This window comes from Cryobacterium sp. Y29, from assembly GCF_002929825.1.
GTDB lineage: Bacteria > Actinomycetota > Actinomycetes > Actinomycetales > Microbacteriaceae > Cryobacterium.
In genome coordinates, this window is sequence record NZ_PJJN01000035.1 from 241,426 (window position 1) to 256,112 (window position 14,687).

At 62.7% G+C, this 14,687-nt stretch carries 13 protein-coding genes and 2 pseudogenes; all 15 read right to left on the bottom strand.

The features are described from left to right. Nucleotides 1–232: 232 nt before the first annotated feature. Nucleotides 233–2,296 (bottom strand): excinuclease ABC subunit UvrB, encoded by a 2,064-nt coding sequence (gene uvrB / locus CXY74_RS12680; protein WP_104200753.1) that lies wholly within the window; start codon nt 2,294–2,296, stop codon nt 233–235. Nucleotides 2,297–2,343: 47 nt separating this feature from the next. After that, nucleotides 2,344–3,021 (bottom strand): dephospho-CoA kinase, encoded by a 678-nt coding sequence (gene coaE / locus CXY74_RS12685; protein WP_104200754.1) that lies wholly within the window; start codon nt 3,019–3,021, stop codon nt 2,344–2,346. A gap of 74 nt (nt 3,022–3,095) precedes the next feature. Then, entirely contained in the window at nt 3,096–3,719 is a 624-nt protein-coding gene (locus tag CXY74_RS12690; RefSeq protein ID WP_104200755.1) for a response regulator, read from the bottom strand. A 329-nt stretch (nt 3,720–4,048) separates the two neighbouring features. Then, nucleotides 4,049–5,503: a 30S ribosomal protein S1 gene (rpsA, locus tag CXY74_RS12695; RefSeq protein ID WP_092448535.1), complete on the bottom strand. Its 1,455-nt coding sequence runs from the start codon at nt 5,501–5,503 to the stop codon at nt 4,049–4,051. 204 nt (nt 5,504–5,707) lie between these two features. After that, entirely contained in the window at nt 5,708–6,211 is a 504-nt protein-coding gene (locus tag CXY74_RS17750) for a hypothetical protein (RefSeq protein ID WP_199183224.1), read from the bottom strand. Then, nucleotides 6,114–8,141, bottom strand: a complete 2,028-nt coding sequence (locus CXY74_RS12700) for a cupredoxin domain-containing protein (RefSeq protein ID WP_199183225.1) — start codon at nt 8,139–8,141, stop codon at nt 6,114–6,116. The genes CXY74_RS17750 and CXY74_RS12700 overlap by 98 nt, the downstream gene beginning before the upstream one ends. A 160-nt stretch (nt 8,142–8,301) precedes the next feature. Further along, on the bottom strand, nt 8,302–9,975 hold the full coding sequence (locus tag CXY74_RS12705; protein ID WP_104200756.1) for a DUF885 domain-containing protein: 1,674 nt from the start codon (nt 9,973–9,975) through the stop codon (nt 8,302–8,304). A gap of 59 nt (nt 9,976–10,034) precedes the next feature. After that, a pseudogene (locus CXY74_RS12710) lies at nt 10,035–11,036 on the bottom strand (IS481 family transposase). Nucleotides 11,037–11,099: 63 nt separating this feature from the next. Beyond that, nucleotides 11,100–11,690 (bottom strand): SOS response-associated peptidase family protein, encoded by a 591-nt coding sequence (locus tag CXY74_RS18410; RefSeq protein WP_104200757.1) that lies wholly within the window; start codon nt 11,688–11,690, stop codon nt 11,100–11,102. A 76-nt stretch (nt 11,691–11,766) separates the two neighbouring features. After that, entirely contained in the window at nt 11,767–12,153 is a 387-nt protein-coding gene (locus CXY74_RS12720; protein WP_104200758.1) for a hypothetical protein, read from the bottom strand. Then, complete coding sequence (locus CXY74_RS12725) at nt 12,154–12,591, bottom strand: hypothetical protein (RefSeq protein ID WP_146070137.1); 438 nt, start codon at nt 12,589–12,591, stop codon at nt 12,154–12,156. Between the two features lie 94 nt (nt 12,592–12,685). Continuing rightward, nucleotides 12,686–12,887, bottom strand: a pseudogene (locus tag CXY74_RS12730) (DNA polymerase III subunit delta); the annotation flags it as partial. A 4-nt stretch (nt 12,888–12,891) separates the two neighbouring features. Next, the gene (locus CXY74_RS12735; RefSeq protein ID WP_104200760.1) at nt 12,892–13,443 is read right to left on the bottom strand and encodes a hypothetical protein; all 552 of its coding nucleotides are present in this window, start codon (nt 13,441–13,443) and stop codon (nt 12,892–12,894) included. A gap of 4 nt (nt 13,444–13,447) precedes the next feature. Next, the gene (locus tag CXY74_RS12740; protein ID WP_146070138.1) at nt 13,448–13,981 is read right to left on the bottom strand and encodes a hypothetical protein; all 534 of its coding nucleotides are present in this window, start codon (nt 13,979–13,981) and stop codon (nt 13,448–13,450) included. Nucleotides 13,982–14,134: 153 nt separating this feature from the next. Further along, nucleotides 14,135–14,686 (bottom strand): hypothetical protein, encoded by a 552-nt coding sequence (locus CXY74_RS12745; protein ID WP_146070139.1) that lies wholly within the window; start codon nt 14,684–14,686, stop codon nt 14,135–14,137. Nucleotide 14,687 lies beyond the last annotated feature (1 nt).

The following is a 14,687-nucleotide window of genomic DNA, read 5'->3' on the forward strand; positions in this document are numbered from 1 at the left end:
CGGGCATCCGCTCTCGCGGCACTCTTTAGGGATGACGGCACCCGTTGTAACAAGTGCCCCGAGACCTAACGAGTGCCGCGGCACTTAGGCCCGCGTCGCCCCGGGACGGACACCGGCTCGCGGCACCCGTTCGGGATCGCGGCCCCCCTAAGAACGCGTGCTGCGATCCTGAACAGGTGCCGCGAGAGCAGGGCTCAGCGTAGGCACCCTGTTCGGAGGCACGCTTGCACGGTTACTGCAGGTGGCCGGCCTTCTCCATTTGTCGCAGTTCGCGCTTGAGCTCGGAGAGCTCATCGCGCAGGCGCGCGGCAAGCTCGAACTTCAGCTCCCCGGCAGCCTCGAGCATCTGCGAGTTGAGGTCGGCGATGATCGATTCGAGGTCGTTGGCGCCGTTCGCGGCAAGGCCGACCCGGCGGTTGGGAGTGGAACTCTTGCGCCGAGCATCTCGGCCGGCGAGCAGTTCGGCGGTGTCCGCCTCCTCTCGGGCGAGGGCCTCGGTGATGTCTCCGATGCGTTTGCGCAGCGGTGTCGGGTCGATGCCGTGCAGGGTGTTGTAGGCGACCTGCTTCTCCCGGCGACGGTCGGTCTCGTCGATCGCTTTCGCCATGGAAGCCGTCAGGCGGTCGGCGTACATATGCACCTCGCCGGAAACGTTGCGGGCGGCTCGCCCGATGGTCTGAATAAGGGACGTGGCCGAGCGCAGAAACCCTTCTTTGTCGGCATCGAGGATAGCGACGAGGGATACCTCGGGCAGGTCGAGCCCCTCGCGCAGCAGGTTGATGCCGACCAGCACATCGTAAATGCCCGCACGGAGCTCGGTGAGGAGCTCGACTCGACGCAGGGTGTCGACGTCGGAATGGAGGTAGCGCACGCGCACCCCCGCTTCGGTGAGAAAGTCGGTGAGGTTCTCGGCCATTTTCTTGGTGAGCGTTGTGACCAGCACGCGCTCATTGCGTTCGGTGCGCTTTTTGATTTCTTCAAGCAGGTCGTCGATCTGCCCGGCGCTCGGCTTGACGATGATCTGGGGGTCGATCAAGCCGGTCGGGCGGATGATCTGTTCGACGATGCCATCGGCGATACCCATCTCGTACTTGCCCGGCGTGGCCGACAGGTACACGGTCTGACCTACTCGGTTCTTGAACTCGTTGAACTTGAGCGGTCGATTGTCCAGGGCGCTCGGCAGCCGAAAGCCGTGGTCGACCAGGGTGCGCTTTCGAGAAGAGTCCCCCTCGTACATGGCACCGATCTGCGGCACGGTCACGTGCGACTCATCGATGACCATGAGAAAATCGTCGGGAAAGTAGTCGAGCAGGCAGTGCGGAGCCTCTCCCGGCTCACGCGCATCGATGTGCCGGGAGTAGTTCTCGATGCCGGAGCAGAACCCGATTTGCTCCATCATCTCGAGGTCGAAGGTGGTGCGCATGCGCAGCCGCTGGGCTTCGAGTAGCTTGCCCTCACGTTCGAGCACCTCGAGGCGCTCAGCAAGCTCGATCTCGATGGTGCCGATGGCACGGCGCATGACGTCGTCGCTTGCGACATAGTGCGAGCCGGGAAAAACGGATACCGAATCGAGTTTTTTGACGATGTCACCGGTGAGCGGATGCAGGCTGTAGAGCCCCTCAATCTCATCGCCGAACATCTCGATGCGAATAGCGAGCTCTTCGTACATCGGGATGATCTCGATGGTGTCGCCGCGCACTCGAAAATTGCCTCGCGAAAAATCGACATCGTTTCGTTTGTATTGCATCGCCACGAATTTGCGTACCAACCAGTCTCGGCTGACTTTCTGGCCTATCTGCAGCGCGATCATGGCGTCGAGATAGCCTTGCGGCGTGCCGAGCCCGTAGATGCACGACACGGTGGACACCACGATGACGTCGCGGCGGCTCAGCAGCGAATTGGTGGTGGAGTGCCGCAGCCGTTCAACCTCCTCATTGATCGAGGAGTCCTTTTCGATAAACGTGTCGGTCTGCGGAACGTAGGCCTCGGGCTGGTAATAGTCGTAGTACGAAACGAAGTACTCGACCGCGTTGTTGGGCATGAGGTCGCGAAATTCATTGACCAGCTGGGCCGCGAGAGTCTTGTTGTGGGCGAGCACGAGCGTCGGGCGTTGCACCTGCTCGATCAGCCAGGCAGTCGTGGCTGACTTGCCGGTACCGGTGGCTCCAAGCAGAACGATGTCGGTTTCTCCGGCATTGATGCGGGCGGTCAGGTCGGCGATGGCGGACGGCTGGTCGCCGCTCGGGGTGTACTCACTGACCACTTCAAACGGGTTCACAGAGCGCGTGGGTTCCATGCCCTCATTGTACAAAGGGGGTCTGACAGTCAACCTTTGTAGGTGGACTACGTCGTGGCGGCGCCGTCGGTCTCTTCGCCTGCGCCAGCTTCACCCGCGCCAGCTTCGGCCGCTCCGGCTTCGGCCGCCCGTGCGCGAGTCCATAGTGCGTCGACCTGGGACAGAGTCGCTTCGACGGTGCCGTTGTTGTCGATGACGACATCAGCCAGGGCGAGGCGGTCCGCATCACTCGCCTGCGCGGCAATGCGGTGGGTAGCGTCCTCACGCGACAGTCCACGTAACTTCACCATGCGCTCGATTCGGGTCTCGGCATCTGCATGCACGACAACGATCAGATCGAACGTGACCAGGCCGCCGGCGATGGCCTCGGCCAGAAGCGGAACGTCGTACACGACGATGACGTGCGGGTCGGCGGCGACCGCGGCGGCGACCCGATCGCGAGTGAGCCGCCGTACCGCCGGATGCGTGATGGCGTTCAGCCGCTCCCTCTGGCGCGCGTCGGTGAAAATAATGGCGCCCAGGGCCGGTCGATTCAGCGTGCCATCGTTCAGCAAGATCGTGTCGCCGAACTCCGCGACAATTGCGGCGAGGCCGGGCGTTCCGGGTTCGACCACGTGACGGGCCAGCTGGTCGGCGTCGATTCCGATGGCACCCCAGGAAGCCAGGCGCTTCGCCACGGTGCTCTTGCCCGACGCGATTCCGCCGGTCAGTCCAATCAGATACATTCCGCCATGCTATCCGCTGCACGGCGCCGAGCGGATGCGACCGCCTGCATCAACATCGAACTGCGGGCATCGGCCTACCCGAGGTCTCGCTGAATCTCGGCCAGGAGTGCCGCACGGTTGATGTCAAGCTCGTTCACCTCGACCACAAGCTGTTTTGGGCCACTGTCCAGCGTGTCCTGGTTAACGATTTCTTCATCCTCGTCGACGACGAGGATGGTGCGCGTCTGCGGCCGATCGGGGCGGAGACCCAGCAGGGCGAGTGAGGTCTGCAGCTCGGCTGGCTGGACTGGTTTCTCCAGAACGGCAGCAGCCCCCCGACTCAGCGCCATGCCCATGTCGGTCAGGCCATTGATGATAATGACCGGTGCGGATGCCAACCCCAACGAATCTTCCAGTTTCAGCAGGAATTTCCAACCGTCCATTCCGGGAAGGTGCAGGTCGAGGGTGATCAGGGCCAGCGGAACGCGCCGCGCGATATCGAGGGCGTCCTCGCCGCTCGCGACCGTGATCACCCGGAATCCTTCCCTCTCCAGGAGCAGCCGCAGGAGCTCGGCCGATTGGGGATCGTTCTCGACGACGAGCGCCGTCGAGTGACTCTGCATGGTGATGCTGCAGACGATGGCTTCAGTGAGGCTGGGCGGCGCTGCGTCGAACGCAGCGGGACCTCCCGCGCTGTCTGAGGGATGACCATTTTTCATGAAATTCTCCGATGGGGCTGTGGTTCGTGGAACTGGTGTGCGCAGGCGAATTCATCCAGAAAACAGGTTCTCGTGGAGAAGTGGGAAGTGCGCGGCAATCCTGAAGATATCGGGACGCGCCAAACGGGAGGAAATATCCTCACCATTAGGTATAGCACGAAGTTTCAAGGTTCCACGGTCAGCCCGAACGCGACGGATGCCCAGCGCCTGTGGCATCCGGCTCAACCGCGAGCGTTGCGTAAATCGTGGGTTTCAGATTCGTCGGTTACACGACACAGCGGGCCGCATCCCGAAGGATGCAGCCCGCTGTTGGGGATGTAGCTGTGGTGCTAGTTGCCGCCGGAGAGCTTCTCGCGGAGAGCCGCGAGTGCTTCGTCGTCGGCGAGCGTGCCGGCGCCAGCCGACTCGCTCGAGAAGGCCGATCCGGCCGGTGCGACGTCGCTGGGGGCAGCGATCTCGTCGTTCGCGGTCGAAACCTGCTTCTTGTGGGCTTCCCAGCGAGCCTGGGCAGCAGCGTAGTCCTGCTCCCACTTTTCGCGCTGCTCGTCGAAGCCTTCGCGCCACTCGTTGGTCTCGGAGTCGAAGCCTTCGGGGTACTTGTACTGGCCCTTGTCGTCGTACTCGGTGAGCATTCCGTAGAGCGCCGGGTCGAACTCGGTACCGTCGGGGTCGACGCCATCGTTAGCCTGCTTGAGGCTGAGCGAAATGCGGCGACGCTCGAGGTCGATGTCGATGACCTTGACGAAGACCTCGTCGCCGACCGAGACAACCTGCTCGGCGAGCTCGACGTGCTTGCCGGAGAGCTCGCTGATGTGGACCAGGCCCTCGATGCCCTCGGCTACGCGAACGAACGCACCGAACGGAACGAGCTTGGTGACCTTACCCGGTGCAACCTGGCCGATGGCGTGGGTGCGGGCGAATACCTGCCACGGGTCTTCCTGCGTTGCCTTGAGGGACAGCGAGACACGCTCGCGCTCGAGGTCAACTTCGAGGATCTCGACGGTGACTTCCTGGCCAACTTCAACGACCTCGCTGGCGTGCTCAATGTGCTTCCAGCTGAGCTCGGAAACGTGAACCAGACCATCGACGCCGCCGAGGTCGACGAACGCACCGAAGTTGACGATCGAGGAGACGACGCCCTTGCGGACCTGTCCCTTCTGGAGGTTGTTGAGGAACGTGGTGCGGCTTTCGCTCTGCGTCTGCTCGAGCAGGGCGCGACGTGACAGCACAACGTTGTTGCGGTTCTTGTCGAGCTCGAGGATCTTCGCTTCGATCTCCTGGCCCAGGTACGGGGTCAGGTCGCGAACACGACGAAGTTCGATGAGCGATGCCGGCAGGAAGCCGCGCAGGCCGATGTCGACGATGAGTCCACCCTTGACGACCTCGATGACCGAACCGGTGACAACACCGTCGGACTCCTTGATCTTCTCGACGTCGCCCCATGCACGCTCGTACTGAGCCCGCTTCTTGGACAGGATGAGGCGGCCTTCTTTGTCTTCTTTCTGAAGAACGAGGGCCTCGACCAGGTCGCCGACCTTGACAACCTCAGAAGGGTCGACGTCGTGCTTGATGGAGAGTTCGCGGGAGGGAATGACACCCTCAGTCTTGTACCCAACGTCGAGGAGAACCTCGTCGCGGTCGATCTTCACAACGGTGCCTTCAATGAGGTCTCCGTCGTTGAAGAATTTCAGAGTCTTTTCGACCGCGGCAAGAAAGTCTTCAGCAGATCCAATGTCGTTGATGGCGACCTGCTTGGGTGCCCGTTCGGTCGTTGCGATTGTCATGTAGTAGTTGCTCCAGGATGGACGAAATCGGGCCATACGCGAAAAAATCGTACAAGTATTGAGGATGCTCAGCGGCAAAAAACCGGGGAGCACTCCGCGCATGGCAGCGGATAGGCGTCACGATTGTGACACTTCAGTTTAGCCACCCTGAGCGACGAGGAGCAACTCGATGTCCAGCGCGGCTGCCCTGCCGCCGGAAAGCTGCTACGGAACGACCACGATCTGCCCCGCGGCGCCGCGTTCAGCGTCTGTCATGGCGTGCGTCACGAACGGACAGGTACCTACCTCAGAAAAACTCAGCTCCACAAACCCGCCCTGCGCCGACGCGAGAGCCAGCGTCTGACTACCCCCGGTGCCGGTGCTGCCACCGTCACGCAACAGATATTCACCCTGCACGTAGACCGTGTCGAATTGGCCCCCGACGATGTGAAAAGAACTCGCCAGGTTGGGTCCGGCATCGATTACCCAGAAGCGGATGCGCTCGCCCACCTTCGCGCGGAGCGGCTGATCCTGATATTGGTTGGCGTAGCCGTTGAAGACAACGAGGTCGGGGGCGGCGGCGGCAATCTTGTCGGAATCGGCAACGCCTCCCTGCGGCCCGAGGTAGAACTCAGACAGGACCAGCAGGTATTCCCGGTCGACCGGGGCGAGTCCGGCGGGATCGATGACGACCGCCCCAAACCTGCCGTTGGCGATGTGCAGCGACACCGGCATCGTGGAGCAGTGGTCCAGCCAGGCACCGGACCGCGTGGCGATGAAGGAATATTCGAGGGTTTCGCCCGGATCGATCGTGCGCATAGGACCGTCGGGGGGCGAGCGCGCCGGCGTGGAAGTCGAGGGAGTGGCCGATCGAGGCCTCGTTGATCAGGGTGATCGTGAAGGTGTCGCCGACTTTTCCGTGCAGGGTCGGGCCTGGCGCAGTGCCGTTGAACGGCCACAGTGTCTGGGTCACTCCTGGGGCAACCTCGACCTCGGTGTCGCCGACCCGGAAAGTGTAATCGTGATGGGTTTCGGCCGATGCAGGCAGCAGGGCGGCATCGCGCGCCACGAATCCAGGCGAGGGCTCAGACTGGGCTCCGAGGTCGTCGGCGGCGGATGCTTCGGAGCCCGTCGCACCGGGACCGGCGTGGTCGGCCGCAGCATCCGTCACTGCGGACCCGGTGACGACGATCTGCAGCACCATGCCCATCTGGCGGTGGCCGGCAATGGAACACCAGCCTTCCCTGCCGGCGGCCATGATTCCGGCGTCGACGATGACGGTCTTTTCGGGCGCGAGCCGGCCCGAGGTCAACCCATTTGCGAGGGTGAGGTCATGCACGGCGGTGTCAGCGTTGGTAACGGTGAGTTCGAGCCGGTTGCCGGCGGGTACAGTCAGCACTGACGGTGAGAACCGCATGTCCAGCATGGTCACGGTCACCTCGGTGACCTCGCCCGAGGCGATGCTCACGGCGGCGCCCTGAGCGGTGACCGACGCCGTACCGACCCCGGCCGTGACCGGGTCGAGTGCGACACCCGCGGTGACGGCCAGTACGAGGGCGCCGACCGCGGTCAGACCGAACCAGCCGAGCACGTTGAGGGCACTGTGCGCCACGTAGAGGCGAGCGTGCAGGTCGTCGCCCGTCCCCGGGTTGGCCATCCAGATGCCAAGGCCTACCCCACCGAAGAGACTCACCGCGGCGGCGACGTAGTAACGCACGAGCGAGGCGCGCAGCAGAGCTACGGGTAGGTACATGATCGGCCGGTACGGTAGCGGGCGGCGCAGCACCGCCGGCAGAATGACGGGCGCGTGCGCCATGATCATCGAGAGCGTGAACCCCAGCAGTACCGCATGGATGACTGCGTTGTAGGTCGGGCCGCTCGTCGCGGCGCCTTCGACGAGCCAGATTCCGCCGGCGACGACCAGCCAGGCATACCCGCTGAGCAGGCAGGCTGCCATGTATCTCGGAAGCCCGAACGACCCCAGCGTGCGGCGCGCGACGTCGTGCAGAAACAGCCAGCAGACCACCCAGAGGAGGGCTAGTCCAAACAACGGATAGCCAAATGCGGGCACGCACAGGGCGAGCGAGACGCATCCGGTCAACGACAGCGACGCCCACAGCAGGCCGCGTCCGGGAGGGGTGCCGCGCAGGGTCAACCGCGCGAGTTCGAGGCGTTCGCCGGCGATGGTGAGCACGAGGAAGGCGCTGAACGCCGGGATCAGATGGGCAACGGGAACGTTGGCGAGCCAGAGAATCGCGGCGACTTGGAGGTTGACGCCGCCGAGGAACTGGATCGCGATGGCTGTCATCGCCTGCCGTCGCCAGATGCTGCGGTAGATCAGCAGCAGGCCGAGCGCACCGACCGCGATCGCGGTACGACCGAGCCAGGACGGCAGCGGCGCCAGCACGAGCAGGCTGCCGAGGCCGAGCAAGGCCGGGGCGGTGAAGGCCCACCACCTCTTGATGGCGACGGCCCGTTCGAGCACAATCACGGTACCCACGAAACCGAAAACCATCAACGCATCGTGGGACGCGGCGACGCGGTCGGCGAGCGGTGGAACGTCGAAGCCGAGCAGGGCCGTCGCCGCGTATAGCCCAAGGAGCAGCGACGCCCCGGCTGGAGCCAAAAACAATAAGCGGATGCCCGTTCGATCAATCACGGCGCGGCGATATTTCGGCCGAAGCTGCACTGGAGCGAGGCCCGGTGCTTGTTCCGGCGTAGATACAGAGCAGGTATCGAACGGGGACGAGTCGGGGGGACGCACCTCCCCAGTTCGCCGAGCCCTACATGCTCACTGAGGACTGCATCGCCCCTGCCCGTTACGCCAGCGCCGACCGCAGGGTGTCAAGGCCAACGCCGCCAAGGTCCAGGGCACGACGATGAAATTCCTTGACCCTGAAGTTCGTTCCCTCGCGAGCGGCACACTCGTCGCGCAGCTGCTCCCAGATGCGCTGGCCGACCTTGTACGACGGTGCCTGGCCCGGCCAGCCCAGGTAGCGGTTGACCTCGAACTTCACGAAACTCTCATTCATGTTGACGTTCTGACCGAGAAATTGGAAGGCATACTCTGAAGTCCACTTGCCCGAACCGTCTGGCAGGGTCTTGCCGAGGTGCACGCCGATGTCAAGAACCACGCGAGCGGCGCGCATTCGCTGCCCGTCGAGCATGCCGAAACGGTCTGCCGGGTCGTCGAGGTAGCCGAGCTGTTCCATCAATCGCTCGGCGTAGAGCGCCCAGCCCTCGGCATGCCCCGACGTGCCGGCCAGCTGGCGGCGCCAGGTATTGAGCTTGGCCCGGTTGTAGACGGCCTGGCCGATCTGCAGGTGGTGGCCGGGCACGCCCTCGTGATAGACGGTGGTGAGTTCGCGCCAGGTGTCGAATTCGGTCACTCCGACGGGTACTGACCACCACATGCGTCCGGGGCGGGAGAAGTCGTCGGTGGGTCCGGTGTAGTAGATGCCGCCCTCTTGGGTTGGCGCGATCATGCACTCGATGGTCTTGATCTCGTCGGGAATGTCGAATTGCGTTTCGGCGAGGTCGGCGACGGCTTTATCGCTGGTTTTCTGCATCCATTCCTGCAGGGCCTGCGTGCCGTGCAGTTTGCGTTTCGGGTCAGTGTCGAGGTAGGCGATGGCTTCGAGTACGCTCGCACCTGGTTTGATCTGGTCGGCGATCTTTTCTTGCTCTTCCACCATGCGAGCAAGTTCTTCGATGCCCCATTCGTAGGTTTCGTCGAGGTCGACAGTCGCGCCCAAAAAGCGACGGGAGGCGAGGGAGTAGAGATCACGACCGATCGCGTCGTTTTCGGTGGCTCTGCCCTCGAGTTCTGTGGTGAAGAAAGTGGCCAGTTTGTCGTAGGCGGTCGCTGAGCGGCGTGCGCCCACACCGAGGTCTATGACCAGGGACGCCGGCAGTGCGCCATCGTCCACAGCGGCGTTCGCGGTGAACTCGGCGAAGAACCCGTCGCTGGCCGCGTGGCGCTGCGCCTGGGCGAGCACCTCCCGCACCTGCCGAAGAGCCGGCGTTACGCCGCGTTCGATGCCGAGGCGCAGCGTGTCGATATACCCGTCGATGGCTGCGGGCAGATTGCCGAGCCGGGACGAGATGTTGGCCCAGTCGTCAACGGTCTTGGTCGGCATGAGGTCGAAGATCTCACGAATCTCCTGCGCCGGTGATGCGATGACGTTGAGGTCGCGCAGCTGTAACTCGGCGTCGGAGCTTTCCACAGTGAGGGCCAACTCGCTGCGCAGGTCGGTCTGGGTGACATCATCGACGCTGTCGACCGGGTGGGCGGCATCCAGCTGGGCAATGGTCTTCTTCGCCTCGGCGACGAATCGTTCGTGGCCGGCCGGGGAATAGTCGCCGTAGCGACCATCCCCCTCGGTGCGGCCGATGTAGGTACCCACCGTTGGGTCGAGGTCGACGAGGGTGTCCACCCACTCTTCAGCGATCTGGTCGATGGCCGTTGGCGTGCGCTGGATGTCGTGTGTCATTCCCCGAGCCTAGGACACGAGAGTTTCGGCTGAACCCCCCAATTGGGGAGAGTGGCCGGTCAACCCGCACGGCACCTAGTTGTACCCGGCCATCTGGTTGGTGACACGCGCTGGAGCGGGGTGGTTCCAATGCCCGTGTGGATACGTTCAGTGTTGTAGTAGTTGAGCCAGGGGTCAAGGGCTTGGGTGCGTGCGGCACTGCTGGTGAATACCTGATGGTAGGCCCACTCGGCTTGGAGGGTGCGGTTGAAGCGCTCGACCTTCCCGTTGGTCCACGGGCAATGCGGTTTGATGAAGCGTTGCTGCGCGCCGAGGGCCGTCACCGCGTCTTTGAACGCTTGCGAGTTTCGGTAGGCGAAGGCGTTGTCGGAGAGGACACGTTCGATCTTCGGGATGCCACAGCTGGCGAAGAACGCTGCGGCGCGCAGGAGGACACCGGCGGCGGTGACGCCCTTTTCGTCGGGGTGGACCTCGGCGTAAGCGAGGCGGGTGCGGTCGTCGATGACGGCGTGTACGTAGTCGTAGCCGACCCGAACGTGACCGGCGGTGTGGTTGGTGCGGGTTTGGCCGGGCTGAGCGCGCCAGCCGTCGCCGTCGGGGATGCGTCCGAACTTCTTGACATCGATATGCACCATCTCGCCCGGGCGGGCGCGTTTATACCGGATCGCCGTGGCACGGGTGGCGCGAATCTTTTCACCGGTCAACGGGTCGCATTCCCAGAGAGCCGGAACGTGATGCCGCGCCAACACCCGGGAGACTGTGCGTGCGGGAACACCGGTGTCGGCGGCGATTCGGGCGGGGTCGGTGCGTCAGCGGGTGCGGGCCTCCAGAACGGCCGCTTCGCGTTCCGGGCTGGTCTGGGATGGCATCGAGTGCGGCCGCGATGACCGGTCGTTGAGACCGGCCGCGCCGTCGGCACGATAACGGCGCACCCACCGATAGGCGCACTGCCGGGAGATGCCGAGTTCCTTGGCGACGTGCGCCGCCGGTCGACCGCCGAGAACCCTTTCAACCAGCAGGGCCCTTCCGCGAACGTTCAACCTGGCGTTAATGTGTGACATGAGGACCTCCGTTGCGAAGTGAGACGTCGAACATCTCCACTAAGCACCGGAGGCCCTCCCTTTTCAAGGCCTCACGTCACTAACGTCATGGCCAGGTACACCTAGGTGCCACCGCGCAGGGCCGTGATCGGCTCGATGTTGGAGGCGCGCACGGCCACGCGACAGCCCGGCATTCCCAGGCAATACCAGCGGCCCCCGAAGGCAATATTGGTCGGCCCCCGAAGGCAATATTGGTCGGCCCCCGAAGGCAATATTGGTCGGCCCCCAAACCCTCAAATACTCATAGAACGGGGTCTTCTTCTTCGTGGTGAGGTCGGTCTGCCACTCGTAGTAGCCCGTCGCCGGCACGAGGGCGCGGTGCGTTTTGATGGGGCCACGCCATGTCGCCTTATCGGTGATGCCTTCTGCCCTAGCGTTGAATGTCGGGAACTTGGTTTTGAGCTCCGTGGACCAGGACGGAGTGAGGGACCACCGTGCCGACTCCAGCCGGCGTACGGCTTCATCGCCGTCTGTGGCGGAGTGGATGATGACAGGGACCGTTTCGGTTGGCTTGATGTTCCAGCTGGGGTGCCAGTCGTGGAGGTCTCCCCCGGTCGCGTCGAAGACGCTCAGGAGTTCGCTGGTTGTATTTGAGACAACAAGTCTGCCGGTCATGATGCGACGTTACATCCAGTCGAGCCCTGCTGCCCAGCCCCGTGCGATGCACTCCCTGGTGGCGATCGCGGGCCTGCTAACGGAAGTTCTTCTTCGAGTCCGTCTCGTTGGGATGGCTGGTCGCGGCTTTCGTAATGACCACGCGTCCCGTTTTCTTTGCCTTCGCAGTGGGCTCGTCAACGGCATACCAGAGCCGAGCACCGTCCGTGACTTTATACTGCCACTGCGGCAGAACGACCCCATCGACTAGGACCGTTGAGAGATCTCCTCGAAGTTGGTAGCACCGATCCGGGTCGTACTGCCCAGGATGAGCGGTGAGATAGTCGTGGGCGTCGGCGAGGGCATTCTTCGCGGACGCCTTCAAATCACTCCACCCACGTTCGGCCGCGGTGTTGCCGAAGAAGATCTCGTACTCGCTGCCCTTGATCGGTCGCGGAACCGGAACATTGCGCTTCCCCGCCATCTACGGACGATTAACGCGGACAGGGGCGGCCGGCAGCTCGACGGGCTCGACAGGTCTCATACCCATCGCATAAGCCACGGCCGTTTCCTTCCACTCCTGCTGCGCACGCAGCAGCCGCTCAAACGTGCCCAACTCACTGGCGGCATAGACAAGCTGCTCAATCTCGGAAGCGTACGCGCGCAGCTCCCCCGGAGTGAACTCCCCCGTCCACGCGAAAAGATCAGTCAACGCAGCCGCGACGTCGCCCTTGTTCCGGCCGATCGCGCGGATCAGACGGCTCGACAGCGCGACACCCTTCTCGAGGACGTCGAGATCGTGACCGCGCAGGATCACGAGATCATCACCATCACGGCGCGTAATCCGGACCTGGCCCTCATCAATGTGAGCCAGAACCTCCTTGGGCTTTCGCAGAAGGTCGGTGAAAGTCGCAGTACTCATACCCACACAATACATCAGATAAACATCTGATTAGGTGAGTGCTCCGACGATTGTCTTAGCCTGAATCCACCGGTCGACCTCTGAGGGATTCCTGGGAGCTGAGCGCATGCCGCAGCGTGACCAGCGCCTCGCCGTTGCGGCCGGCGATGGCCCAATCCGCGACCTTGAAGACGTTGGTTTTCGACCCGGCTGCCGTAATAGCGGTCGACCGTGGTTTCGGTGACCTCACTCGTCGCATCCGCGATCAACTGCTGGCAAGCGGCGGAAAGTTCGGCCAGATCGTCGGAGAACGCGGTTCTGTCAATCCGCATCACCGATGTCTCGCCCCACGACGTCATAAAAGATCGTGGGCCTCACGAATTTGTCGAGCAGCACCACGTTGAGAGCTGCTTTGTAAACTAGGGATAGCGGATAGAACTGCCGCCGTTTGTCCAGCTGAATGACCGTGTCGCCGTTACGCACGTCCTTCTTACCCCCCTTATACACCACCCATTTCGCCCCGCTGGCGTGCCCCATGACGACCTCCGCGACGTAGGCCTGGACCTCATCAATGAGCCTCAGCTGTTGCCGGGTGAGGGGCGCGTGCGTTTCGACGCCTTCTCCCGCAGGGAAAAGCTGGGGATCCCACCAAGCAGGAATCCAATCCGTGGACACCGGCTCGTCTCTTTCCGTCAGGTGCTCAAAGAACCATGGACCTATGTTTGCGAGGCTCTCGATGCTGCCGTCCGGGTCGGGGCCGCCGGTCGCACGGAGGTGCTCTCGGATGCGCCCCTGCGCATCATCGATTCCGTCCAGATACGCGTGGTGTGCTCGGGCTATTTCCTCTTTCGAGGCGCTCATCAAAGACAGCATGGGATCAGGCTACCCACAGAATGAACGGCTGGTTGTACTTAGTCAACAGCTCCAAGAGGCGCTGGTCAGGTCCAATGGTGTTATTGGTGCTGGTGAAGAATTGCCAGGTAATTTTGAGAACGCCACTCCCTTCGTCCGCAACCATTGGGACGTCCTTGGAGGCCTGAATCGCCGCTCGTCCGACCCCGCTGGCCCGTCCATGCTTGATTTCGTCAGCAAAGCCGGTTGAGCGAACGAGTACGTCGTACAACCGTTTGATCTTCCCACCGTCAGCACTGCTAACGATTTGTGATGGCAGGGCGTTGGGCGTTTGGTCCCGCAGGAACTTCCCGGCATCCCGCTCGTAACGATAGGTGCTCGGCGCTTTCCTAATGTCGCTTGCGGCCGACACCATGTCGTCGAAGTGTTTCGCGCTGATCGCTCGGGTTGCGAGCCGTACGATGGCCGAATCGGGGATGTCTGCGCCTTTCAGCCGATCGACTGCTCGCGGCGATACCTTCCGCAGCAAATCCATCTTGGCTGAGATGGGCGTGCCCACATCCTTACCCCGAAAGCAGGGGCGTCGAAGTAGTTGAGCCCTGACTTCCCTGACCGCTCAATGAGCATGAGGTGGCGCGGCTAAACGGCCTGCGCGTGACGTGCTGTTCGAGTGCCTCAGTGCACGCCTTACTCAAGGTCAGTCTCGGTCCTGTCAATCCACAACATCGATGGCTCGTCTCACCTCGTCGTAGAAAATCGTCGGGCTCACTGGCTTGTCCAGCTGCACAATATTGATGGCTGAGTTGTAAACAAGGGATAACGGATAGAACTGCCGGCTCCCGCTCACTTTCAGGACAGTCGTTCCGAAACGGACGTTCTTCCTGCTCCCTTTGATCACAATCCATTCCGCTCCGGGAATGTGTCTCATGAGCACTTCGGCGACATACGCATGCATCTCATCGATGAGCCGTAGCTGTTGGCGAGTGAAAGGCGACACATTTCCACCCACGGCGCCGGCGGGCGGGTCAGCAGGATTCCACCAAGGAGGTATCCATTCCGAGGATGTAGTCTCACCCATCTCGGGCAGCTGCGCAAAGAACCATGGGCCTATCTTGACCAGGCTCTCCAAGGAGCCATCGGCATTCGGGCCGGCTGTCTCACGAAAATGCTCCCGGATGCGCAGTTGTGCATCGCGCACTCCATTCACATATGCGTCGTGTGCATGCGCTATCTCCGCCCCTGAAGCGGTCATTAAGATCAGCATA

Coding starts and splice junctions, on each gene's coding strand:
- coaE (WP_104200754.1), bottom strand. CDS start 3,021: ATGTATCTGATTGGACTGACCGGCGGAATCGCGTCGGGCAAGAGCACC.
- CXY74_RS12725 (WP_146070137.1), bottom strand. CDS start 12,591: ATGAGTACTGCGACTTTCACCGACCTTCTGCGAAAGCCCAAGGAGGTT.
- CXY74_RS12690 (WP_104200755.1), bottom strand. CDS start 3,719: ATGAAAAATGGTCATCCCTCAGACAGCGCGGGAGGTCCCGCTGCGTTC.
- CXY74_RS12735 (WP_104200760.1), bottom strand. CDS start 13,443: ATGCTGTCTTTGATGAGCGCCTCGAAAGAGGAAATAGCCCGAGCACAC.
- CXY74_RS12705 (WP_104200756.1), bottom strand. CDS start 9,975: ATGACACACGACATCCAGCGCACGCCAACGGCCATCGACCAGATCGCT.
- rpsA (WP_092448535.1), bottom strand. CDS start 5,503: ATGACAATCGCAACGACCGAACGGGCACCCAAGCAGGTCGCCATCAAC.
- CXY74_RS18410 (WP_104200757.1), bottom strand. CDS start 11,690: ATGACCGGCAGACTTGTTGTCTCAAATACAACCAGCGAACTCCTGAGC.
- CXY74_RS12720 (WP_104200758.1), bottom strand. CDS start 12,153: ATGGCGGGGAAGCGCAATGTTCCGGTTCCGCGACCGATCAAGGGCAGC.
- uvrB (WP_104200753.1), bottom strand. CDS start 2,296: ATGGAACCCACGCGCTCTGTGAACCCGTTTGAAGTGGTCAGTGAGTAC.
- CXY74_RS12745 (WP_146070139.1), bottom strand. CDS start 14,686: ATGCTGATCTTAATGACCGCTTCAGGGGCGGAGATAGCGCATGCACAC.